Origin of the sequence: Natronogracilivirga saccharolytica (assembly GCF_017921895.1) — a bacterium.
Classification (GTDB): Bacteria; Bacteroidota; Rhodothermia; order Balneolales; family Natronogracilivirgulaceae; genus Natronogracilivirga; species Natronogracilivirga saccharolytica.
The window spans coordinates 217,775-239,584 of record NZ_JAFIDN010000004.1 but is presented as its reverse complement, the minus strand read 5'-3'; the positions used below and the strand labels follow the sequence as shown (position 1 = coordinate 239,584).

The following is a 21,810-nucleotide window of genomic DNA, read 5'->3' as shown; positions in this document are numbered from 1 at the left end:
AGCTCGATATGAAAAAAGCATATCTTTTCCCGGGGCAGGGTTCCCAGAAAACAGGAATGGGAGCGGATCATTACCGGTTTCAGCCGGATTTTAAAAAACGGTGCGATCAGGCCGATGAGATTCTCGGTTACTCACTTACCGATGTAATGTTCAATGGCCCTGATGATACCCTTACACAGACCAGATACACACAGCCAGCCCTTTTTCTCCATTCCTATGCGCTGTTTGAGACACTCGGCCACAAGCCGGACATGCTTGCCGGACATAGTCTGGGTGAATATACCGCGCTGACGGCCGCAGGTGTTATTGCATTTGAAGATGCTTTGAAAGCTGTGGGACGAAGAGGAGAGCTGATGCAGTACGCTGCAGAAAAGCAGCCCGGGGCCATGGCTGCGATTATCGGCCTGGATGACAGCACAGTAGAAGAAATATGTTCCAAATGCTCTGAAGAATCGGACGAGGTAGTTGTACCCGCCAATTACAATACCAAAGGACAGCTTGTCATATCCGGACATTCGGGCCTGGTGGAACAGGCAATGGAACAGATGAAAAGTGCAGGGGCGAAAATTGTGAAAAAACTGCCCGTAAGCGGGGGATTTCATTCTGTTTTGATGGATCCGGCCAAACAGGAACTGGATAAAACAATTGATACTCTTGATTTTGCTGAGCCGCAAGCCGCAGTTTATTCCAATGTGACCGGAACTGGCTCAACGGATCCGGCCGTACTGAAAGAAAACTTAAAGAAGCAGCTCCTTAACCCGGTGCGCTGGACACAGACACTAGAGCAAATGCACAGGGATGGCACCCGCCATTTTATTGAAATCGGATCAGGCAATGTTTTGCAGGGGCTGGTCAAACGGACACTGACCGGTGTTGAGATTTCCGGTTTCAACTGAAATTAATTGTTAACTAATAGAAGATAACATGAGTTCGGATAATAACTTTACATTGCATGGCAAAGCGGCCATAGTAACAGGAGGCAGCAGAGGGATTGGCAAAGCCATAGCCCTGAGACTTGCAGAAGCCGGAGCTGATGTGCTCATTACCTATGCCAGATCTGCTGAAGCTGCCGAAGAAGTTGTGAGCAGCATAAGGAAAATGGGGCGCAAATCAGTTGCTGTACAGGCCGATGCCGTCAGTTTTTCAAAGGCTGAAGAGGTGATCGAAACTGTTCAGGCAGAAATGGGAAGTTTTGATATCCTGGTTAACAACGCCGGAATCACCAAAGACACCCTCATTATGAGGATGAAAGAGGAGCAGTGGGACGATGTCATCCATACTAATCTGAAAAGTGTCTTCAATTATTCCAAAGCGGCGATTCGTCCGATGATGAAAGCCAGGTCGGGATCGATTGTCAATATCGGATCCGTCGTGGGAATTGCAGGGAATGCCGGACAAACAAATTATGCTGCATCCAAGGCCGGAATTACTGGTTTTTCCAAATCTCTGGCAAAAGAAATTGCTTCCAGGGGCATTCGTGTGAATGTTATTGCTCCCGGGTACATAGCCACGGAAATGACGGGCAATCTGGACGAAAAGGTTTTGAAAAGCATTGAAGACAGCATACCTCTGGGAAGGTCCGGCAAACCCGAAGAGGTTGCAGATGCGGTTACTTTTCTGGCTTCAGATGCTTCTTCCTACATTACAGGAGCCGTTATTCAGGTAGATGGCGGAATGGCCATGTAATATCAACCTATTAAGTTGATTTAGCTGTAATCTATTTTTATTATAAAAGGCATTTAAGCGAGCCCATTGGTACTTTCCATAAATCGCGAAATCAAACAGATAACCACAACACACAGGTAACATTATGTCGAAAGATATAGATGCAAAAGTAAAATCCATTATTGTTGACAAACTCGGTGTAGATGAGTCAGAAGTTGGAAACGAAGCCAACTTCACCAACGATCTTGGTGCCGATTCACTGGACACGGTGGAACTTATCATGGAGTTCGAAAAAGAGTTTGATATCAGCATACCCGATGAAGATGCCGAAAACATCGCAACCGTCGGAGATGCCATTACCTACCTGAAAGGCAAAATCTCCTGATACATCCATACGCATTAGTAAATGTCAAAACGTAGAGTAGTAGTTACAGGTATAGGGGCCCTTACACCAGTCGGAAAAGGTGCCCCCGATTTCTGGAATGGGCTGGTCAGCGGCAAAAGCGGCACCAGGCCCATTGACAGTTTCGATATCTCAAAATTTCCGACAAAATTCGCAGCTCAGATTGAGGACTTTGACGTCTCAGAATACATGAATGTCAAAGAGGCACGACGGATGGACCGGTTTTGTCAGTACGCGATGATTACGGCTGATGAAGCGGTCACCGATTCCGGTCTGAATCTGGATGAAATAGACAAAAACCGGGTTGCGGTACTCATCGGAAGCGGCATTGGCGGCATGCAGGTCTTCTATGACCAGGCTGTCCAGTTTTACGAAAAAGGACAGCGGGCAGTGTCACCCTTCTTCATACCCATGCTGATCCCCGACATTGCGGCAGGACAGGTATCAATCAAGTACGGGTTCAGAGGTGCAAATTTATGCGCTGTATCGGCTTGCGCAACGGGTTCTCACAATATTGGCCTGGCTTTTGATGCTATAGCGCACGGGCAGGCAGATTATGCGGTATGCGGTGGGGCTGAAGCACCTGTTTTCGGAATGGGTCTGGCCGGTTTCAACTCGGTAAGGGCACTTTCCACAAGAAATGACAGCCCGGAAACAGCTTCCAGACCTTTTGACAAGACCCGTGACGGTTTCGTTCTGGGGGAAGGCGCCGGCATGATGATGCTTGAGACATATGAATCTGCGGTCAAACGCGGTGCCAGGATTTATGGCGAAATTGTCGGTTATGGCTTCTCTGCTGATGCACATCATATAACGGCACCTGATCCCGAAGGAAAAGGGGTAGTTCTGGCTTTGAACAGTGCACTTGATGCCGCCGGCATTACGCCGACCGACATTGATCATATAAACATGCACGGAACCTCCACACCTCTTGGTGATATCGCTGAAACGAACTCCATCAAAAAGGTTTTCGGAGACCACGCATACAAGATCAACCTCAATTCCACGAAATCAATGACAGGACATATGCTTGGTGCTGCAGGTGCAGCGGAATCAATTGCTACAGTACTGGCCATTTATCATGGATTGATTCCTCCTACGATCAATTATGAACATCCTGATCCGGAATGTGATCTTGACTATACCACCAATGAGGCCGTAGCCAGAGATATCACCTATGGAATGAACAATGCCTTTGGATTCGGAGGGCATAATACCACCCTTGTGTTTAAAAAGTTCAAAGAATAGTGATTGCTAGAATCCGGGCTCTGTATGAACGCAGCAGACTCGGTTATGAAGAACGGCAAAAGATAAGAAGCCTGGAAAAACTGACCGGTTTACCGGTCAGGCGGGCAAGTCTTTATCAAAAAGCATTGCGGCACCGTTCTTATGTGGCAGAAAAGAATCTCTCTGCTACCGAATCTTATGAGCAGCTTGAGTTTCTTGGTGACGCAGTACTGGATCTGATTGTATCCGAGATCATATTAAACAGATACCCTGCAGCCAGTGAGGGGATGATGACACAACTCAGGTCCCGGCTTGTCAAAGGGGAAATGCTTGCCCGGATCGCCAGAAAAATTGGGCTCGGCAACTATGTCGAACTGGGGGACAGGGTGAAAAATCAGGGTGTTGAAAACTCTGAAAGTGTTCTTGCCGATTGCTTTGAAGCTCTGGTCGGTGCCATCTATCTGGATCACGGTTATCTTCATTGCAGAAAATTTGCGACGGATCTTTATGGCAAATATGTCACTTATGAAGAACTGGTTTCTTCAAGTGACAATTTTAAAAGTTTGCTCCTGGAGACAGTTCAGGCCCGAAAACTGCCTGCACCAGTTTACAATATAGTAAAAGAGTCGGGCCCCGGACACGATAAAGTCTTTGATGTTGAAGTTGTTGTAAGCGACAAGGTTCTCGGTACCGGCACCGGAAAAAACAAAAAAAAGGCCGAACAGGCTGCCGCTGAGAAAGCTTTGCGTGACATAAATAAAATATAGATTCTTATTGCAAAGTAGATTCTTATTGTAAATATTCATTCCTTTTACTGTTATGCATAACCAACAGCATCCATAATTATAGGTAATAGCTTACATGTCAACCAATGAAATCCAGGTTAAACGGATATCAAACTCTCGCTTATCAGAAATTGACTTTGACAACCTGACTTTCGGGGAGCAGTTCTCTGATCATCAATTTGAACTACGCTACAGTGACGGAAAGTGGCAGAACCCGGAAATTATTCCTTACGGACAGATACCGCTGTATCCGGCTGTCGCCACGCTTCATTACGGTCAGGCTGTATTTGAGGGCATGAAGGCTTTTTGCTATCGTGATGACGAGGTAAATATTTTCCGGATAGATGACCATTATGACCGGTTTAGGCGCTCTTGTGAAAGAGTCTGCATCCCGGAAGTGCCCAAAGAGTACTTTGTCGGGGGTATGAAGGAACTTGTGCGGACGGACAAGGAATGGGTTCCAAAAGCAAAGTTCAAATCCCTTTATATCCGGCCTATTGTTTTTGCAGCAGATCAGACACTTGGGTTGCGGGCTTCCAAAACATACCGTTTTTATATCATCTGCAGTCCGGTAGGCAACTATTATTCGGAAGGAATCAACCCCATCCGGCTTACAACTATGCCCCAGTATGTCCGGGCGGTTCAGGGCGGGGTTGGCGATGTAAAAGTTCCCGGTAATTATGCGGCGAGTCTGAAGCCAACGACAGAAGCTCAGCAGAAAGGCTTCACGCAGGTACTGTGGCTTGATGCAAAAGAGCACAGATATGTTGAAGAAGTGGGAAGTATGAACATATTTTTCCAGATTGGTAACACCCTGGTTACACCACCGATCAATGGCAGCATTCTGCCGGGCATTACCCGGATGTCGGTGCTTGAGCTTGCAAAATCACATGGAATGAAGGTTGAAGAGCGTCCTGTTTCCATAGATGAGCTGATTTCACTGCATCAACAGGGTGAGCTCAGGGAAATATTCGGCGCGGGTACTGCCGCTGTCATATCTCCCGTTGGCATGATACAGCATAATGAACATCAGATTACAGTATCTTCAAATGAGATGGGTCCTGTTGCCCGCTGGTTTTATGACAGAATTACGGGTATTCAGCACGGTGATATTGCTGATGAGAAGGCCTGGTGTACCATAGTGTGATGATACGGCAGTTTCAAATGAAACATAGGAGCTTATGAAGGTTTATCAGGATCTTGTCGAAAGGGTACTTGACAACGGTGTCAGAAAGCAAAACCGTACGGGAACAGATACGATATCTTCCTTTTCCGAATTCTACAAAATTGACCTGAATGACGGATTTCCCTTGCTGACCACAAAAAAGGTTCCATTCCGGTCTGTCATCCTCGAGTTGCTGTGGTATCTGCGGGGCGAAGATCACATACGTTGGCTCCGTGATGAAAAAGATTGTCATATTTGGGATGCCTGGGCTGATGAAGACGGTCATGTAGGGCCCATATATCCGGTGATGTGGAGGAAATTTCCTTATTTTGAAGAGACGGAGATAGATCTCGAGGGAAATGCCGGAAAGGTTAAAAAAAGGGTTTACGAAAAAAAAGAGTTTGATCAGATCAGGCATGCCGTTGATACCATTAAAAACAATCCTGAAAGCAGGCGGATTGTCATTAATGCATGGCATCCCGGCCTGATAGACCAGATGGCTTTGCCTCCCTGCCATGTCATGTTCATATTCAACGTTTCCAACGGGCGTCTGAACTGCCATCTGACCCAGCGGTCAGGGGACATTGCGCTGGGTATTCCGTTCAATATGGCTTGCTATGCAGCACTGACTATGACCATCGCCAAGCTCACCGGTCTGGAACCCGGATTCTTTGCCCATACCATAGTTGATGCACACATCTATGTCAATCACATAGATGGATTAAAAGAGCAGCTGAAAAGAGAACCCCGGGCGATGCCGGAACTGCAGATTTCAGGAGAGGATATTGATGAACTGGATCTTGAACATTTCAGGCTGCTTAACTACGACCCTCATCCAAGAATTCCTTTTGAAGTAGCGGTCTGAAACTTGCTGACATTGTCATTTTAATGCCAATACCTTTTTCAGCACCCACCTTCTACAATTTTTGCCTGAGCTATGAAAATATCGCTTATAGCAGCTCATGACCCCGGCCTGGTTATTGGCAAAGACGGAAGCTTGCCGTGGTATATCCCGGAAGATCTGGCACATTTTAAAAGGCGGACCAAGGGTCATCCGGTTGTAATGGGACGTGGTGTATTTGAAGAACTGAAAGAGCGTCCGCTTCCAGGCCGGCGCAATATTGTCATGTCGCGTACCCGGAGCTACGAGAACGTTGAAACGTACAGAAACAGGAAGGAGGTTCTCGAAGCTCTGAAGGAAGTCCCGCTGGTATATATAATTGGCGGCGAACAGGTTTATCGTGATTTTTATCCGGTCTGTGACAGGCTGGAAATCACTGAAATCCACGAAAAATATGACGGCGATACCTTTTTTCCTGAATACCGCGATGAGATTGGCATTATCTGGAAAGAAGTCCGGCGTGTTGATCATGAAAATATATCCTTTGTTGATTATGAAAAGGTCAATTCGAAAAACCATAGTTCAGCAAAAGCCGGTATTTAACCTGAACCTGAGTCTGTTTTTGATACAGTTGGTGTTGTTGCTGCAGCCCTGCCTGACATTTTCAGACGTGCCGGTAACCCAGTCATTAGAGGTATACGAAAACAATATACTGGACTCGGGCGGGCCGCTGCTGGCAGAACAAGCCGCTGTCAATATTGAGTACTATGATATCAATCTTTCTGTAGACCCCTCGGACAGCAGTATCTCCGGGTATGTTACGGCACATGCCGGTATTATTGACAATCTGGATACCTATGTAGCGCATCTCGATTCTGTTTTTGAAGTCAGTAAAGTAGAAATAACTGACAGTCAGGGGAAAAGACACGCTTCCGGTTTCGAACACACAGACGGGCTGGTCATTGTCACTCTTCCGGAAAAAAAAGAGATTGGCGGTCATCTTGAGGTCGCCATTTTCTATTCCGGAAAGCCACGTCCGGCACCGAATCCACCCTGGGAGGGTGGGTTTACATGGTCGGAGTCAAAATCCGGCTTGCCATGGATAGGGGTTTCCTGCCAGGTGAACGGGGCGGATATATGGCTCCCTGTGAAAGATCATCCGTCGGATCGCCCTGACTCGGTATCGCTCAGGATCACGGTTCCGGACGGTCTTACGGTTCTTTCGAATGGTGTTTTACGCTCAGAAGAGAGTACAGATAACAACCGGACGGTATTTCACTGGGTTACTAACCATCCTGTAAGCAATTATGCATTAACCATAAATATCGGCCCATACGAAAAACTTTCAAGTGAGTTTACCAGTGTTACTGAAGAACAATTTCCTGTAAATTTATGGGTTTTGCCGGAAAACAAGAGTAAAGCAAAGGCATTGCTGGATCAGGCTGAGGAGCATCTCGCTTTTTTTGAAAAGCTGCTGGGTCCGTATCCCTTTCGCAGTGAAAAATACGGTATTGCCGAGGCTCCATTTTTTGGCATGGAGCATCAGACCCTGATAGCATATGGTGCGGGCTTTACAAACGATACCGTTTTCGATACCGGCTCGGACTTTGATGATTTGCATCATCATGAACTCGCACATGAGTGGTGGGGAAACCTGATTACTGCTTATGACTGGAAAGATTTCTGGATTCATGAGGGTTTTGCAACCTACATGCAGCCATTATATGCCGAACATTTGCACGGAAGAGAGCAGTACGACTATTTTATGGAACGACTGTATCAGCGCATTGAAAACAATATTGCAGTGGCACCACTGAAAAGCAGAAGCACCAGAGAGATGTACGATGGAAGGGATATCTACATGAAAGGTGCCTGGATTTTGCATTCCCTGCGATATCTCACCGGAGATGAAAATTTCAAAAAAATACTGAGAACCATGCTGTATCCTGATCCGGAACTTGCCGGACAAAGCCGTCCTGCTCCGTCCAGATTTACAGATACATCGGAATTTATAGAAATTGTCGCTTCAGTTACGGGTAAGTCTCTGGACTGGTTTTTTGAATCCTATCTGAGGCATCCGGAGTTGCCCGGGCTCAACTCAAAGGTGGAAGGTGATTCACTTTATCTCAGCTGGTCCGCTCCCGGCGAACAGGAATTTAAAATGCCGGTTGAAGTTTTTGACGGAAACACTGAACAGACAATTATTCCCCCGATGAAGGAGCATGGCGAAAAGGCGGTTTTTATAAAAGATCACAGTAAATACCGCATTGATCCGGGCAGGCAAGTTCTCAGAAGTGAGATGTATGCCGATGATTAGATACGTTACAACTCAAAAGGTACCGGATCTGACCACTGCCCGCTGACACCATAAAAGTCAATTGCCAAAACCCTTATATAATAACTTCCGGAATCCAGGCCGGATACTTCGATTTCGTTATTGTGGAGCATTTTCAGTGAGTGATGCTTTTTGATCTTTCTGTCATCGTACCGGTCATTTGAATAATTGAATATATGGGCGAGGTAGCGGTCAGCAAGAGTTACAGGGGGCCATTCAAAAGCATTTGCTCTGCTTTCAGATTGCATGGCCGGGACGGTGTCGGCAGTAAATGTAAAAGAGATATCCGGCTGTTCGGGGATGTCCACAAACTCAAATACCGTTGCACTTATTGAACCTGCCAGCCCTTTCCCTGCGGGTATGTCGCAGGGTTGAACAGCGCAATTCCAGCGAAGCACACCTTTGCGACTGGATATGGTAATCCCGGATTCGCCCCGGCATTGCATGCCAAAGGAGTGATTTTGAATTGATTCGCTGTCCACATGTGTCAGGGTGTCGTCGAAACAAACGATTAACGGTAGTCTTTCTTCACTATACCGGTCAACTTGAATACTTGCACTCAGGGTGTGCAATGTTGATCCGGTTGAGCTGAACTTGACAAAAGACGAGGGGTGAATGATGATGGAGTTGCTTTTGTCAAACTGAATGACCGCAAATTGCCGTGATCCGGTCTCCAGGTTATCTCCCGGAAGCAGTGTATCACCTGCTGTGAATCTCAGCGAATCACCATCCCTGATAACATTCAAACCACCGTCACTGTAAGAGATAACAGGAGGATTAAGCGGATCGTAGTCATAGCCGGGCAACGGCACTGCCGGAGCCTTCTCAGGAGGATATTCAAGTCCGTAAGGCTTTTCGGAGGTCACCGGATTAATACCCGGTGTCCCATTATCAGCAGAACTGGCCTCGCTATCATGAGCGGTGCATGAGGAGAGGAGGAAAATCAGAGATAAGGCGGCCGGAAAAGTTGTAAAAAGGTGATATGAGAATGAAAACGGCACAAGAGTAAAAGTTGCAAATTAATTCAGAGGTACATTTTTGAGATGAACCACATAATGTTTTATGACGGGTTTGGTCAGAGCCAGAATATGCTGATTGTCAGATGCTCTTGAAAACTCAACGGCTACATCATCATTGAGTATCCAGATACCATCATTTTTATATTTATATGCTTCGCTTTGGCTGAAATCATAAAAAAAGTATGACGATACGGTATCACTGTCCGAAGGCATGCCCATTTTCTCAAGTACTCCGGATGTATCCTGTTTCCATTTTTTCAGCTGTTTGTCTGTGGGTTTTTTGTCAAGAAATGTCGTACGGAAAAAATCACGGTCTAAAAAACGCCTGCAAAGATCGCTAAGGACCGGGTCGTCGTGATGCTGCCAGTATTTAAGGGTTAAAATGATATCATTATCGTCAAGCCTGGTGAACATGTCCAGCATCTTTCGGCTCACCATTTCGGTATTGTTCCGCCTTTGCGAAATGAAAAACTCCAGGGCAGGAGAATAGAACGGTAAGGGTTCATTCCTTTGTAACAGCCGGCGCGCATGATTTAGTATGGCAATAAGCAATTTGTCACCGCCCAGAACGGTTTTATGCAAATAAACCTGCATATACATCAGGCGCCTGGCAACAATATAGTTTTCAATGGCATAAATTCCTTTTTTGTCAATGACAATATTGCCCTGGTGAACCCGCATTGTGCGGATTATCCGGTCTATGCCTATCGATCCCTCAAGTACACCTGTAAACATGCTGTCCCGGCGAAGATAGTCGAGCCTGTCAATATCAAGTTGAGACGAGATTAGCTGATGCAGGAACACCTTGGGGTACCGGTTGGTAAAAATCCGGATTGCAGTATCAAGCTGACCCTCAAACTGCCGGTTGAGTTCCTCCATCAACAGGAGGGTCAGTTTCTCATGATGAGCATTGCCGATGATGCTTTTTTCCAGCGTATGAGAAAAGGGACCGTGTCCGATGTCGTGAAGTAGTATTGCGGCCAGAGTACTTTCAAACTCATTATAGGTTATGGTAGTATCTCTTTCCCGAAGGTGATTTAAAACGCGCTGCATCAGACCCAGGGCTCCGAGTGCATGGGAAAAACGGGAGTGTTCTGCTCCGGGAAACACGGTGTTTGCCAGACCAAGCTGACGAATGCGTCTCAGCCTCTGGACATAGGGATGATCCAGAAGCTTAAGGACAAGTCCTTTCGGGACACTTACGAAACCGTGTACCGGATCAGTAAATATTTTGTATTGTGTGGATTTGTCCATTAATATAACTCACAGTAGTTTGTCACGCGTATATGCAATAAAATTAAATCGGTGTGGCAGGTCTGAGTGATGGTTTCAGGGATGAATGCATTCAGATGCGCCGGACCGGGACTTTTATGTTACCTGATGATCACTTACTTTTTACGGCCTGCTGATATAAGCAGGGAACTCTGTTTAACCCGAAATGTACGAAACAATGACCTTTGATAAAAAATGTGCTGCTTTTCTGGAAGATCTTCTTGTTACACCGAGCCCCGCTGGTTTCGAAAAAGCCGGACAGCAGGTTTGGGTAGATTACCTCCGTCCGGTCGCTGACCATATTGAAACAGATGCCTACGGTTCCGCTGCGGCACATATCCATGTAAACCCGGATGCTGCAACCGTAATGCTGGAAGCTCATTGTGATGAAATAGGCATGATTGTCCAGTATGTTGACGAATCCGGATATATATATATAAACAGAGTCGGCGGCAGTGACCCGTCCATTGCAAGAGCGAGAAAGGTGTTTATTCACAGCCGCGATGGTATTGTAAGCGGAATCATTGGTCATACGGCTATTCATTTGCAGGAAAAGGAGCAGAACAAATCTCCGAAATGGAGTGATCTGTTTATAGACATTGGAGCATCAAACAGGGAAGAAGTTCTGGGAATGATTCAGATAGGAGACCCGGTGACGCTTGCTGAGCAATTTGAGTTTTTATCAGACGATATCATAACCGGTCGTGCACTGGATAACCGAATCGGAGGGTTTGTCCTCGCAAATGTTGTTGAAATGCTTCAGCAGTCCAAAGATAAGCTCAAGGTCAATGTCATTGCACTTAATGCCGTACAGGAGGAAATTGGAGGCTTTGGAGCCCGGATGATGACGTACCGGTATGAGCCGGATGTTGCCATAGTTACTGATGTTACGCATGCAACCGACAGTCCGGGGATAAATCAAAAGAAACATGGTATGGTCAAGCTGGGCAAGGGTCCGGTTATAAATCATGGTGGCGCCAACCATCCCAAAGTTATGTATCATCTGGAGAAAGCGGCGGAAGACAGGGGGATTATCCTGCAAAGAGAAGCAACTGGCGCACGAACCGGCACCGATACGGACAGTATATTTTACCAGAAAAAAGGCGTTCCCAGCGGACTGATTTCGTTGCCGCTGCGGTATATGCATACCCCTGTGGAAATGATATCAATTGAGGACGTTTTGCAAACCACGATGCTTTTGACACAGTCTGTGATGAATATGGATGCCGGACAGAAGTTTTCGGTTTTTGATTAAAACCCGTCGGTCATTATAAAATCAAAAAAAAAGCCAAAACGATTGCTCGATTTGGCTTTTTTAGAAACATCCTGAAAAAATCAGTCTTTCTTTTTTTCCTGAATATCAATGCGGACCTCTTGAGCCAGTTTTTTCAGATCCTGCAGAAGTTTTCGTGCACGTGTTCCAGCAGTTTTATTATTCTTGCTGTAGAACTTTTCCATATCCACCTCTAACTCATCAACCAAAGATTTTATTTCGCTGAATCTGTTCATGAATTACTCCGTTTAATTAAAATTAAATTACTTTGTTGAAGACATATTGTCTTCATCTGTGAGAAGCTAATTATAAGCTGTACATGATGTCAAGCGGGAATTGGCCGAAAACTGCATAAAAAGACCCCAAAAAAGAAGTTTTTTTGCACTTTTTGCCGTTTTTCTATTTTTTCGGATCAATTTTCTGCAGAATCCTGGTTTCCGGAAGGTTTTTAAACTGCGGAATAGTACACAAGAAGCTGTTGGCCGGAAGAGGTAACAGGTTGTGGTCTATCAGGCTTTCCGGATTGCGGACCGTTTCCCCGGAGTTTTTTTTATCAACGGGTTCCGGACTGAAATTTGTTTCTGTGTTTTTTACTGTAGGAAAAAGCACAATTGCATCAGCATGCACAGCTTCTGATAAACGGTGTGCCAGATGATTCAGAGGCACAGGACCGATAGTACCATTTGATTGATCCTTGACCAGATTGGATATGACAAGGTGAGTCCGCCCGGGAAGGTTATCAAGCCAGTTATGGTTGATTTTGAGTTCACCGTCAGTGCTGGTGATGATGTCTTTCTGATAGCCGTTGATGCCAATGCCGGCAACGCCACTGTCAGCAAGAAGGGCGATGATCCGGTTGTTTAAATCTCTGGTGCTGCGCACTACGGCCTCTTCACGCATCATACCGGTCTGCAGCAATCGATTCGTGTAGAGACTGTCACCATGCAGAATGTAAGCCCGGCAATTCTGTTGTCCTGCAAGTGCTTCTGCAAAGCTTTGCATGAACATGCCGTTATCCAGATGGTTATAGTCCAGAATGGCAATGTACTTCATAATTTTTAATCACTGATCTTTATTCATGTTGAGATTTCCGGCCCGGAACTGATAGGGGAGCAGATCGGATATATGGAATCTGGATGATTCGGTTTCATTATGCTGCAACATAACAACACCCTGTTCCATCTGCTCGCTTATGACCTGGCGGCATGCACCGCATGGGCTTACATAATCACTTTGAGGTGCATAAACATGTATGTATTCCAGGATACCGGCCCCTGAAGCAACTGCTTTTGAAATAGCTACCCGTTCGGCGCACAATCCTTTTTGCCATTCCGAAAGTTCGATGTTTACTCCAGAGTAAACGCCCTTGTCCGTTTTGAGCAAAGCCGTTACGGGAAATCCTGAAAAAGGTATAATACATTGTTTAGTGAGCTCTGATAGCCTGCTCTGACTTGTTTGGGCATCTTCTGCTGTTGCAAACAGCAGGGACGGGTCCGGAAGTTCATGATCATCAACCAGTTGAATTTCCAGATCAAAAAGATGGCGCCAGTTTTTCAAATCTTCTTCAGTTTCTTTTTCAGCTTGTCCTGACGAGTCGGGAGGAGCAAGAAGCGTTTTTGGTTTATCGGCTTCGCTCAAGCACGAAAAAATCGCAGTTTGAATAGGATCAATTGACAATGGAAAAGAGATGTTTTCAAGCCGCACACCCGGATAATATTTACCCGATTCACCAGCGATCATACACACATTGGTACGCCCGGAGTAGGGGGAGTACGAGCGTTTTTTAAATAAACTCCAGTTGTATGATTGCATGACGCCTCTTTTAATTTTTTTATTGAACGGCTTCAAGTATGATCCCGTCACCGATGTCATACAGTGATGGGATGGTTACGGGCAGTTTCCCGCCGGCACCTGCTGCACCTGTTAATACATAACCCGCAGCGACTTGCTGCCGTTCGCGCGGTGACCATGCCAGCATATGTACATCGGCATCATCAAAAGCGCCAAGTATGTAGGGCGATCCAAGTGAAACTGCAATTACAGGAGCCTCTGTATCAAACAGTTTGCTTATCATCGGACTCACCATCTCATCAAGACTGATCTCTTCAGCAGTGCGTATCGCAAGATGGGACAATGCGACAACAAGGTCAGATGATGCGACGGTTTCTGTGGCTTCAAGACTGTCTGCGGAACACATGCCGGGATGAATATGGACGCTTTTCAGGCGTTTGAATTTTTCATCAAGCATTCCTGTAATATGATCATTCACAGTGCGGCGTCCGTCACTGATATTTACTACAACAACTTTTTCAAAATCGTTACCGTCCAGGGGCAGCAGGTTGCCATCGTTCTTCAGCAAGGTTATTGAGCTCTCAGCAACGGCATCAGCAATCCTTCTGAATTCCCGGGTATTTATTTTGGAAGTCAGCTCGTAAATGTCCACTAGCTGAGGCTGTGAAAACAGCCCGGTATCCATTTTCATTTCAAGTACTCTTTTAACGGAAGCATCAATCCGGCTCTCTTCGATATCGCCCGAAATGACAGCCAGTTCGATGGCATTGATGGCTTCTTCAAGATCCGCGGAAAGCAATATCTGGTCAACTCCCGCTTTAATGGCCAGAACTGCAGCATCGCCCGCATCGAAGTAATTGCTGACACCCCGCATCCCCATTCCATCGGTCACTACAACTCCTTCAAACCGGAGTGAGTCACGAAGAATATGACTGGTGATTCCCGGATCGAGTGTGGCGGGAAAATCAGGAAACAGGGCAATTTCCGGCAGTGCAATGTGGGCAGTCATAATGCTTTTCATGCCGGCTTGAAAGGCTTTTTTAAATGGAACAAGCTCAACTTGTGTGAGTCGTTCATAATCTATGGGCAGCACGGGCAGATCCACATGTGAATCAACGTCCGTATCACCATGTCCGGGGAAGTGTTTAGCTGTGGCCATCAGACCGGCATCATGTACACCCTCCATAAACGCTATGCCATATTTTGCAACGGTATCGGCAACCTCAGAGTAGGAGCGTACATTGATTACAGGGTTCAGCGGGTTATTATTAATATCAAGCACAGGCGCATAGATCTGATGAACCCCAAGTGCACCAGCTTCCTTTGCGGTGATGCGCCCTTTTTGATAAGCGAAATTTCTGTTTTGAGTTGCGGCAATTCCCATTGCCGGTGCAAGGTATGTCGCCTCGTCTATCCTCATTGCAGCACCAAATTCCATATCCTGACTTATCCAAAGCGGAATGGTGCTCTTTTTCTGAAGCTTATTTGTGATAATTGCCTGTTCATAGGCTCTTCCGCTAAAAAACATCACGCCGCCTACCTGGTGTCTGGTGACCGCTTCATGCATCCTTTCCCATCCGCGATCTCCTTCCGGATAAAAGCCGCCTCTGCCTGCAACCATGAAAAGCTGAGCGATCTTTTCCCGAAGGCTCATTTGTGCCATCAGATCTTCAATAAAATCTTCGGATGGTGTCAGATTGTCTGAATGTGCCCATGCTTCCGGTTCCGGACCATGATCATTATTTACAGTTGCTTTTTCGGTACTGCAGCCAAAAAGAACTATGCTTGAGGTAAAAACGACTACCCAAAATTGATTCAGACGATAACCGGCAATGCTTGCCGCGTGTTTCAGTGATAAGTTGATCATTATTTTAAAAAACGTTTATTTGTCCCTGTAAAAAAAATCCGTTTTCCGGCGTATTTGTTTACGGCTTCAATAGCTGCCGGTGCCGGATCTGATCATCCTGGTAATTGATTCCAAATGATTCAGGCTTGATTCTGTTGTCCTTCCAGAGCAGAAACTGATCCTTATAGAAATCTGAAAATATATTACCTGACTGCCCCGTGCTCAATATCGAATAATAATGATTTTCAGGTTCTTGTAATATTATCTGCAGTGCTGTTGTAGCAGAATTTGCTGTGAAAGGGGGTGCGAAATTAATGCTGGAGGATAACAGGCTATGCGATGCTCCGGTGGTCTGAGTCATTCCGGGATTGAAAAGATTGTTCTCAGCAAGTCGCGCAGAACGAACGCGGTTCGTTGTGGCAGTGTAAAGAGCAGGCTCGAATGTTCGCCGGATGACGTTTCCCCATTGCCAGTCATGTGGTTCGGCACCATGGTTTTCGGAAAGGTAAGATATGGCCATGTTCATGGCCTGCCGAATCCAGCTGTTGTAGGAGTGAGGATGGTCATCCGGCCACAATTCAGGAGTTTTTATTATTTTTGTTACAGCTGAAACGGGGATATTGGGGGACCGGAACAGCATTTTTTGCCCGGTTTCGTTCAGATATTCCCGGTATAGCAACTCTGCGGAGTGATATAAAAACAATTCAAATATGGTTGCCGCAGTCTCATTGTGATTAAACTCAAAATTCCAGTTTTCAAGATAGGGGACAATGAGCTCGGTCTCTGCGTCCGGATCTTCGGAGCCGAGGCTGGATAAAATTGCGGGCATAAGGTCTTCGGCAAATGCCGAATATGTGTCGGTGTGCCAGCGATCTCTCAGGTTTCGCTCAAAATCATCCCGGGATGACTGTTCGGTCAACGAGACAAGCCGATCCGCCCGGTCCCCGGGGGGGGAATACAGGGATTTGGTATCACCAGTCAGCCGGTATGAGGGTTTATTTTCTTTGAAATAGACCATCCCGGATGAGTTTTGATGTAGGGCCGTTCCTGTGGTCATTGCGCTGGCATGTTCCCGTGTTGTCATCTCATGCGAACTGCGGACCCTGAGCGGTTCTGAATCCGTAATCACGTTCCCGGCGTGCATTCTGCCGGTTTCGCCGGCAGTTGTGGCATACAGAATCTGGACGGCCGGCACACGTATGCCACTTGCCGCATCGTGCAGCTCGTCAACAGAAGATGCGCTGTTCAGCCCGTAATAGAAACCAAAATCAGGTACTTCAGTAAAGCCACTCCACTCAAAGGCCATATACCGGTTATTCTCCTCTGATAGCGCAATAACCGGCCGGCCACCAGAGGAAAATGTGACCAGATGGTATTCGTTCTGGTCTTTTAACTCAATAATAGTCCGGTCCATTTCAAGGTGTTCTGAAAGCTTGCCGGGCAACGACGGGTCTCTTTGCCAGTCAATATCTGTTTCTACCGGATCAGTAAACAGCTGACCGGAAAAAAAGTCGCCGTCATCAACAGCATCAGGACGCACACTCCAGGAAGCATACTCATTTTGTCCATGCAAAATCACGGGGAAACCCGGCAGGGTCATTCCCGCGATTTTTTGATCAGCAATGTAATAGACCATTTTATAGTACTGATCAGGCAATTCAAGCCGCGATTCAGCGGTTGTAAACAGGCCTGTAATCGGTCGGGAGCCTGCGTGATGAAAAGCCATGCCGGAACCGGATTGCAAGGTTCTTTCCGGTGAAATACCTTCCGTCAGATTCAGCAAATCCTGAACAAGTGCATGTTGCGCCATGCTGTCAATAACGGGTGGTTCTTCACCGAACAGGTTCGTGAAAGATGCATCGGTACCCGTCAGAAGTGCCGTCAGATCAAGGTTGTCGCTATAGTGCAGCATGTGAAAAGCGGGCTTTGTCCAGAATGACTGATGATACTTCCAGGCCCAGAGTAAATGCACTCCGATGGAATGCCATGGTTTCCATGTAACCGGACTGGCATCACTGAGAGAAAAGGCCAGTGGGAGATCATTCTGATTCTGACTGACAAAAGAGTTTACACCTTCAGCATAAGCTTCCAGAAGTGCCTTCTGCCCGGATGGCATGTTCTCATAACGCTCTCTGGCAATTTTGCCGAAACCCATTGTCAGATAAAACCGGTCAAGATACAGCAAGTCCGGGTCTACTTTTTTTGCGTGGAGTCCTTCAAGTTTGTATTGCTGACGGGTCATTTGCCAGAGCCGGTCACTGGCATGGATATATCCTGCTGCAACATATGCATCACGGGTATCTGCAGCGTGGATAACAGGAACCTTGAAATCACTCCAGTCGACACGGACTTCCGAGTTCAGATGGCTGACCGAAATGCTGCGGGATAAAGATGGTACAGTTGCAGAATAGGTAAGGTAAAGGGACAAAGCGGATACAACAATCACAGCTGTCAGAATCAGTATTGCAATCTTTACCGCAGATTTCATGAAACAGGAAAATATGTGTAAGTTTGGTTCTGTTTAAAAGTAGGACAAATTACAAATTCTGAATCAGAACCGTCTGATAAATGAGCAAGAAAGTTATAGATTCGGTTGATGTTGACAGGCTTCTGGCCATAGCTGAAAAATGGGGGACTCCAACATATGTTTATGTTGAAGATATGATCAGAGACAGATGCCGCAAACTGGTCAATCTTTTTTCCGGATTGCCCGTTTCCTGGCTCTATGCCGTAAAAGCAAACGACAACCCTTTTTTGTTAGAGATCATTTCAGAGGAGCAGCTGGGCTTTGATACGGTCAGTTATGAGGAGGTTCTTTTATGCCGCAAACTGGGAGTGCCGGCTGAGAACATTTTTTATACTGAAAACAACATGACCGACGAAGAAATGCACGGTGCAGCCCGTGAGGGTGTTGTTCTCAATTTTGGTTCTCTGGGACGCCTGCGTTCGTATTGCGAGCAATATCCCGGTTCAAGCTGCAGTGTACGCATCAAACCGGATATCAGTGACGGACATCATGCAAAAGTCGATACCGGCAACGAAGACAGCAAATTCGGGATTCGTATGGACCTGCTTCCGGAAGCTGTTGCCCTCGCCCGGCAGCATGATGTTTCCATAACCGGTATTCATGCTCATATCGGCAGCGGTATTACCGAACCGGAAAACCTTCTGAATGAAATTGATATTCTTCTTCATGCTGCAAAAGGTGTTGACAGCCTTAAGTTCATAAACTTTGGAGGAGGTCTTCCCATTCCTTACCGCTCAGGAGAAGAGGAGTTTGCTTTGGACCAATTCGCCTCTTTGGCAAAGGAGAGGCTTGAAACTTTTCTGGAAGAATCCGGCGGTGGAATATCCTTTTTATTTGAACCGGGACGGTGGATTGTCGGACCTGCCGGAGTACTTTTAACAAGGGTCAACACGGTAAAAGACCAGGGCAGAAAAAAATTCCTCGGAACGGATACGGGTTTTAATCATCTACTGCGTCCTGCACTCTACGATTCCTGGCATGAAATCGTTAACATAAGTGCCGCCAAAACAGCAAAAGAGGAAAAGTACAATGTAGCCGGGAATATTTGTGAAAGCGGTGATATTCTTGGAACGGACCGAATTATGCCTGAAACCCGCACCGGTGATTGTCTGGCGATACTCGATGCAGGTGCATATGGCATGACTATGGCATCCCATTATAACCGGAGGGCATTGCCTGCAGAAATACTGATAACGACAAAGGGTTTTCACAAGGTGATCCGAAGACGCTCCTCAGCGGATGAGACGGTAGACCGTTTTTTGAAGGAAACCGGTTACCCTGTTGATGCATAACGAAATATGCCGGACGCCTGAGAACCTGAATAGATTTCCAATATTAATAATCCTTAATAAAGTATTGACCTGATTTAATGCAGCAAGTTATTGATTTACGCAGCGATACCGTAACAAAACCAACCGGGGCCATGTGGCAGGCCATGCACAAGGCTCCGGTAGGGGATGATGTGTTTGGTGAAGATCCCGGTTTAAACAAACTTGAAGAGCGGGTCGCAGCTCTGTTTGGAATGGAAGCGGGAGTATTCGTGCCAAGCGGCACCATGGGCAATCAAATTGGACTGAAAGTGCTTACCCAACCTGCCGATGAAGTTGTCATCGATGAAAACGCACATATTTTCAATTCCGAAGGCGCTGCCGGTGGATTGATTTCCGGAATTCAGCTTCGGCCTCTTCCCGGTACTCGTGGTATTCTCAATGCGGAGCAGGTCGCATCAGCCATCAGAAGCAAAAATGACTGGGACCCCCGGACAACTGTCATCGCCCTGGAAAATACGGCCAACATGGGAGGCGGAACCTGCTATCCTGTTGAAACCATCCGTGAGATTTATAAACTGGCACGCAGCAATGATCTGGCGCTTCATATGGATGGTGCACGAATATGGAATGCGGCTGTTGCCTGTGGGCTGGACCTGAAAGAGTATGGCAGGTACTGTGATACTCTTTCCGTTTGTTTCAGCAAAGGCCTGGGAGCTCCGGTCGGATCCATGATTCTGGGGAGCAGCAAGTTGATGAAACATGCCAGAAGGTACCGCAAGTTGCTCGGCGGCGGAATGCGCCAGGCCGGTATGCTGGCAGCCGCCGCAGATCATGCTCTTGACGAACATATTGACCGGCTGGCAGATGATCACAGACGGGCACGCCTGCTGGCGGAAGCACTCGCTGAATCACCCTTTTTCAGCGTGAATCCGGACCATGTGGAAACCAATATTCTCCTCTTCAGGGTTCGAAATGGTGACACGGACCATGCATTGAATTGGTTTTCACAACACGGCATCGCCATGATACCATTTGGTCCGGGAATTATTCGTGCAACATTCCATCTTCACATAAGTGACAAGGAGCTGGACAAGACAATTAATACGGCAAGAAACTACACCGGTTCCTGAATACTAAAAGTAACTAACCTGTTTATTTGCAGTGAATATATTTCAGTTTGCCTGGCACTACAGACGCCTGGTAATTTTCGGACTCAGTTTTACTTTTTTTTCAAGCTTCGGGCAAACATTTCTGGTTTCGTTGTTTGTACCGGGATTCCTGGAAACATTCGGAATTACCAATGCCTATTTTGGAACTGTTTATTCGGCTGCAACATTGGGCAGTGCTTTTACACTCGCCTGGATTGGCGGAAAAATTGACCAGATTCCGCTGAAAAAATATGCACTTTTTGTCGCTGCAGGCCTTGTGCTGTCCGCTCTTATTATAAGTTTGTCGCAATGGGTGTGGATGTTGCTGCTTGGAATATTTGGCATGCGTTTGTTCGGACAGGGACTGAGCACGCACACGGCACAAACAGCTATGGCCCGATATTTTGTGACCATGAGAGGCAAAGCATTGAGCCTTGCCAATCTGGGTTTTACGCTGGGAGAGGCATTCCTGCCGATTACCATAACCACTATTATTACGGTATTGGGCTGGAGAGCCGGCTGGGGGAGTGCCGCATTTTTTATTTTACTGGTTCTTCCGGCGATAATTCTTGCAACCATCAGCAAGGATCCCTCAGGGTACGGTGAATCTGGAAATAACAATGATGATAACCTAAATGCGGAACCGGGTCAGAAATGGAGCCGGACAAAAGTCATCCGTGATTACCGGTTCTTCATTTTTCTGCCCGGCGTACTCATTTCTCCATTTCTGCTTACCGGGCTGTTTTTGTACCAGACCCAGCTGGCGGCTTACAAGGGCTGGGAAATAGAAACACTTGCAGCTGGTTTTGTCGCATTTGCCATTGCAAGGTCATCATTCTCTCTTATTTCCGGAATACTCGTGGACCGGTTCAAGGCTGCCCGGTTATTTCCTTTTTTCTTGTTACCCTTTCTGACCGGGTTGGTTATTTTGTCACTTTCTGGTCACGAATTGATTGTATTTGCCTATCTCTTTCTTGCAGGAACCACGGAAGGATTCGGAGCCAACGTAAAGACCTCCCTGTATGCCGAATTATACGGAACAGCAAATCTCGGTGCTATTCGCAGCATGATGTCCATGTTTATGGTGACAAGTACGGCTGTAAGTCCTATTTTATTCGGATACCTTCTCGATCTTGGAATCTCATTTGGTACCATTATTCATGGAGCTGTTATCCTGGTGATAATTTCCGTTTTGAGTGCCATGTTTATTTATCGGGAAGCCCACAGAACATTATCCTGAAA

Annotated in this window: 20 protein-coding genes; 13 read left to right on the top strand and 7 right to left on the bottom strand. The window is 46.5% G+C overall.

The genetic code is table 11. From position 1 onward, the window contains the following. Window positions 1-8: 8 nt before the first annotated feature. The 9 genes from fabD to NATSA_RS07365 all read left to right on the top strand — a co-directional run bounded on the left by fabD (window position 9) and on the right by NATSA_RS07365 (window position 8,403). On the top strand, window positions 9-896 hold the full coding sequence (fabD, locus tag NATSA_RS07405; protein ID WP_210511378.1) for an ACP S-malonyltransferase: 888 nt from the start codon (window positions 9-11) through the stop codon (window positions 894-896). A gap of 28 nt (window positions 897-924) precedes the next feature. Next, window positions 925-1,686, top strand: coding sequence for a 3-oxoacyl-[acyl-carrier-protein] reductase (fabG, locus tag NATSA_RS07400; protein ID WP_210511377.1), 762 nt, complete (start codon window positions 925-927; stop codon window positions 1,684-1,686). 124 nt (window positions 1,687-1,810) lie between these two features. Further along, window positions 1,811-2,050 (top strand): acyl carrier protein, encoded by a 240-nt coding sequence (locus tag NATSA_RS07395; protein ID WP_210511376.1) that lies wholly within the window; start codon window positions 1,811-1,813, stop codon window positions 2,048-2,050. A 21-nt stretch (window positions 2,051-2,071) separates the two neighbouring features. After that, window positions 2,072-3,316: a beta-ketoacyl-ACP synthase II gene (fabF, locus tag NATSA_RS07390; RefSeq protein WP_210511375.1), complete on the top strand. Its 1,245-nt coding sequence runs from the start codon at window positions 2,072-2,074 to the stop codon at window positions 3,314-3,316. Continuing rightward, window positions 3,316-4,062, top strand: a complete 747-nt coding sequence (gene rnc / locus NATSA_RS07385) for a ribonuclease III (protein ID WP_210511374.1) — start codon at window positions 3,316-3,318, stop codon at window positions 4,060-4,062. The genes fabF and rnc overlap by 1 nt, the downstream gene beginning before the upstream one ends. A 94-nt stretch (window positions 4,063-4,156) precedes the next feature. Next, a complete protein-coding gene (locus NATSA_RS07380; protein ID WP_210511373.1) occupies window positions 4,157-5,227 on the top strand; it encodes a branched-chain amino acid aminotransferase in 1,071 nt (356 codons plus the stop codon). A gap of 34 nt (window positions 5,228-5,261) precedes the next feature. Beyond that, complete coding sequence (gene thyA, locus NATSA_RS07375; RefSeq protein ID WP_210511372.1) at window positions 5,262-6,110, top strand: thymidylate synthase; 849 nt, start codon at window positions 5,262-5,264, stop codon at window positions 6,108-6,110. 72 nt (window positions 6,111-6,182) lie between these two features. After that, window positions 6,183-6,689, top strand: a complete 507-nt coding sequence (locus NATSA_RS07370; RefSeq protein ID WP_210511371.1) for a dihydrofolate reductase — start codon at window positions 6,183-6,185, stop codon at window positions 6,687-6,689. After that, window positions 6,640-8,403 (top strand): M1 family metallopeptidase, encoded by a 1,764-nt coding sequence (locus NATSA_RS07365; RefSeq protein WP_210511370.1) that lies wholly within the window; start codon window positions 6,640-6,642, stop codon window positions 8,401-8,403. Before NATSA_RS07370 ends, NATSA_RS07365 begins: the two co-directional genes overlap by 50 nt. A gap of 5 nt (window positions 8,404-8,408) precedes the next feature. Here the strand turns inward: NATSA_RS07365 and NATSA_RS07360 are convergent, their stop codons facing one another. Continuing rightward, the gene (locus tag NATSA_RS07360; protein ID WP_210511369.1) at window positions 8,409-9,287 is read right to left on the bottom strand and encodes a hypothetical protein; all 879 of its coding nucleotides are present in this window, start codon (window positions 9,285-9,287) and stop codon (window positions 8,409-8,411) included. Between the two features lie 153 nt (window positions 9,288-9,440). Then, window positions 9,441-10,694 carry an HD domain-containing protein gene (locus NATSA_RS07355; protein WP_210511368.1) on the bottom strand — a complete coding sequence of 418 codons (1,254 nt, stop codon included), beginning with the start codon at window positions 10,692-10,694 and terminating at the stop codon, window positions 9,441-9,443. Between the two features lie 196 nt (window positions 10,695-10,890). Here NATSA_RS07355 and NATSA_RS07350 point away from each other — a divergent pair, with 196 nt between their 5' ends. Beyond that, window positions 10,891-11,967 carry a M20/M25/M40 family metallo-hydrolase gene (locus tag NATSA_RS07350; RefSeq protein ID WP_210511367.1) on the top strand — a complete coding sequence of 359 codons (1,077 nt, stop codon included), beginning with the start codon at window positions 10,891-10,893 and terminating at the stop codon, window positions 11,965-11,967. 80 nt (window positions 11,968-12,047) lie between these two features. On the opposite strand, the gene NATSA_RS07345 is transcribed toward NATSA_RS07350, so the two are convergent. The 5 genes from NATSA_RS07345 to NATSA_RS07325 all read right to left on the bottom strand — a co-directional run bounded on the left by NATSA_RS07345 (window position 12,048) and on the right by NATSA_RS07325 (window position 18,110). Next, window positions 12,048-12,221 (bottom strand): histone H1, encoded by a 174-nt coding sequence (locus NATSA_RS07345; RefSeq protein ID WP_210511366.1) that lies wholly within the window; start codon window positions 12,219-12,221, stop codon window positions 12,048-12,050. Window positions 12,222-12,384: 163 nt separating this feature from the next. Beyond that, window positions 12,385-13,038, bottom strand: a complete 654-nt coding sequence (locus tag NATSA_RS07340; RefSeq protein WP_210511365.1) for a hypothetical protein — start codon at window positions 13,036-13,038, stop codon at window positions 12,385-12,387. A gap of 9 nt (window positions 13,039-13,047) precedes the next feature. Further along, window positions 13,048-13,797, bottom strand: coding sequence for a cytidine deaminase (locus NATSA_RS07335; RefSeq protein ID WP_210511364.1), 750 nt, complete (start codon window positions 13,795-13,797; stop codon window positions 13,048-13,050). A 19-nt stretch (window positions 13,798-13,816) separates the two neighbouring features. Next, window positions 13,817-15,643 carry a glycoside hydrolase family 3 protein gene (locus NATSA_RS07330; protein WP_210511363.1) on the bottom strand — a complete coding sequence of 609 codons (1,827 nt, stop codon included), beginning with the start codon at window positions 15,641-15,643 and terminating at the stop codon, window positions 13,817-13,819. A gap of 58 nt (window positions 15,644-15,701) precedes the next feature. Next, window positions 15,702-18,110: a penicillin acylase family protein gene (locus tag NATSA_RS07325; protein ID WP_210511362.1), complete on the bottom strand. Its 2,409-nt coding sequence runs from the start codon at window positions 18,108-18,110 to the stop codon at window positions 15,702-15,704. A gap of 80 nt (window positions 18,111-18,190) precedes the next feature. On the opposite strand from NATSA_RS07325, the gene lysA reads away from it, so the two are divergent. The 3 genes from lysA (at window position 18,191) to NATSA_RS07310 (ending at window position 21,808) form a co-directional block, all read left to right on the top strand. Further along, on the top strand, window positions 18,191-19,441 hold the full coding sequence (gene lysA, locus NATSA_RS07320) for a diaminopimelate decarboxylase (RefSeq protein WP_210511361.1): 1,251 nt from the start codon (window positions 18,191-18,193) through the stop codon (window positions 19,439-19,441). A 77-nt stretch (window positions 19,442-19,518) separates the two neighbouring features. Then, window positions 19,519-20,550, top strand: coding sequence for a threonine aldolase family protein (locus NATSA_RS07315; protein WP_210511360.1), 1,032 nt, complete (start codon window positions 19,519-19,521; stop codon window positions 20,548-20,550). 31 nt (window positions 20,551-20,581) lie between these two features. Next, window positions 20,582-21,808 (top strand): MFS transporter, encoded by a 1,227-nt coding sequence (locus NATSA_RS07310; protein ID WP_210511359.1) that lies wholly within the window; start codon window positions 20,582-20,584, stop codon window positions 21,806-21,808. The last annotated feature ends 2 nt before the right edge of the window (window positions 21,809-21,810 follow it).

What these genes read in the sequence shown, in the direction of transcription:
- NATSA_RS07325 (WP_210511362.1), bottom strand. Translation starts at nt 18,110, where the DNA reads ATGAAATCTGCGGTAAAGATTGCAATACTGATTCTGACAGCTGTGATT.
- NATSA_RS07355 (WP_210511368.1), bottom strand. Translation starts at nt 10,694, where the DNA reads ATGGACAAATCCACACAATACAAAATATTTACTGATCCGGTACACGGT.
- NATSA_RS07350 (WP_210511367.1), top strand. Translation starts at nt 10,891, where the DNA reads ATGACCTTTGATAAAAAATGTGCTGCTTTTCTGGAAGATCTTCTTGTT.
- NATSA_RS07345 (WP_210511366.1), bottom strand. Translation starts at nt 12,221, where the DNA reads ATGAACAGATTCAGCGAAATAAAATCTTTGGTTGATGAGTTAGAGGTG.
- lysA (WP_210511361.1), top strand. Translation starts at nt 18,191, where the DNA reads ATGAGCAAGAAAGTTATAGATTCGGTTGATGTTGACAGGCTTCTGGCC.
- fabG (WP_210511377.1), top strand. Translation starts at nt 925, where the DNA reads ATGAGTTCGGATAATAACTTTACATTGCATGGCAAAGCGGCCATAGTA.
- NATSA_RS07340 (WP_210511365.1), bottom strand. Translation starts at nt 13,038, where the DNA reads ATGAAGTACATTGCCATTCTGGACTATAACCATCTGGATAACGGCATG.
- NATSA_RS07330 (WP_210511363.1), bottom strand. Translation starts at nt 15,643, where the DNA reads ATGATCAACTTATCACTGAAACACGCGGCAAGCATTGCCGGTTATCGT.
- NATSA_RS07370 (WP_210511371.1), top strand. Translation starts at nt 6,183, where the DNA reads ATGAAAATATCGCTTATAGCAGCTCATGACCCCGGCCTGGTTATTGGC.
- NATSA_RS07365 (WP_210511370.1), top strand. Translation starts at nt 6,640, where the DNA reads ATGAAAAGGTCAATTCGAAAAACCATAGTTCAGCAAAAGCCGGTATTT.
- NATSA_RS07335 (WP_210511364.1), bottom strand. Translation starts at nt 13,797, where the DNA reads ATGCAATCATACAACTGGAGTTTATTTAAAAAACGCTCGTACTCCCCC.
- fabD (WP_210511378.1), top strand. Translation starts at nt 9, where the DNA reads ATGAAAAAAGCATATCTTTTCCCGGGGCAGGGTTCCCAGAAAACAGGA.
- fabF (WP_210511375.1), top strand. Translation starts at nt 2,072, where the DNA reads ATGTCAAAACGTAGAGTAGTAGTTACAGGTATAGGGGCCCTTACACCA.
- NATSA_RS07315 (WP_210511360.1), top strand. Translation starts at nt 19,519, where the DNA reads ATGCAGCAAGTTATTGATTTACGCAGCGATACCGTAACAAAACCAACC.
- NATSA_RS07395 (WP_210511376.1), top strand. Translation starts at nt 1,811, where the DNA reads ATGTCGAAAGATATAGATGCAAAAGTAAAATCCATTATTGTTGACAAA.
- NATSA_RS07380 (WP_210511373.1), top strand. Translation starts at nt 4,157, where the DNA reads ATGTCAACCAATGAAATCCAGGTTAAACGGATATCAAACTCTCGCTTA.
- thyA (WP_210511372.1), top strand. Translation starts at nt 5,262, where the DNA reads ATGAAGGTTTATCAGGATCTTGTCGAAAGGGTACTTGACAACGGTGTC.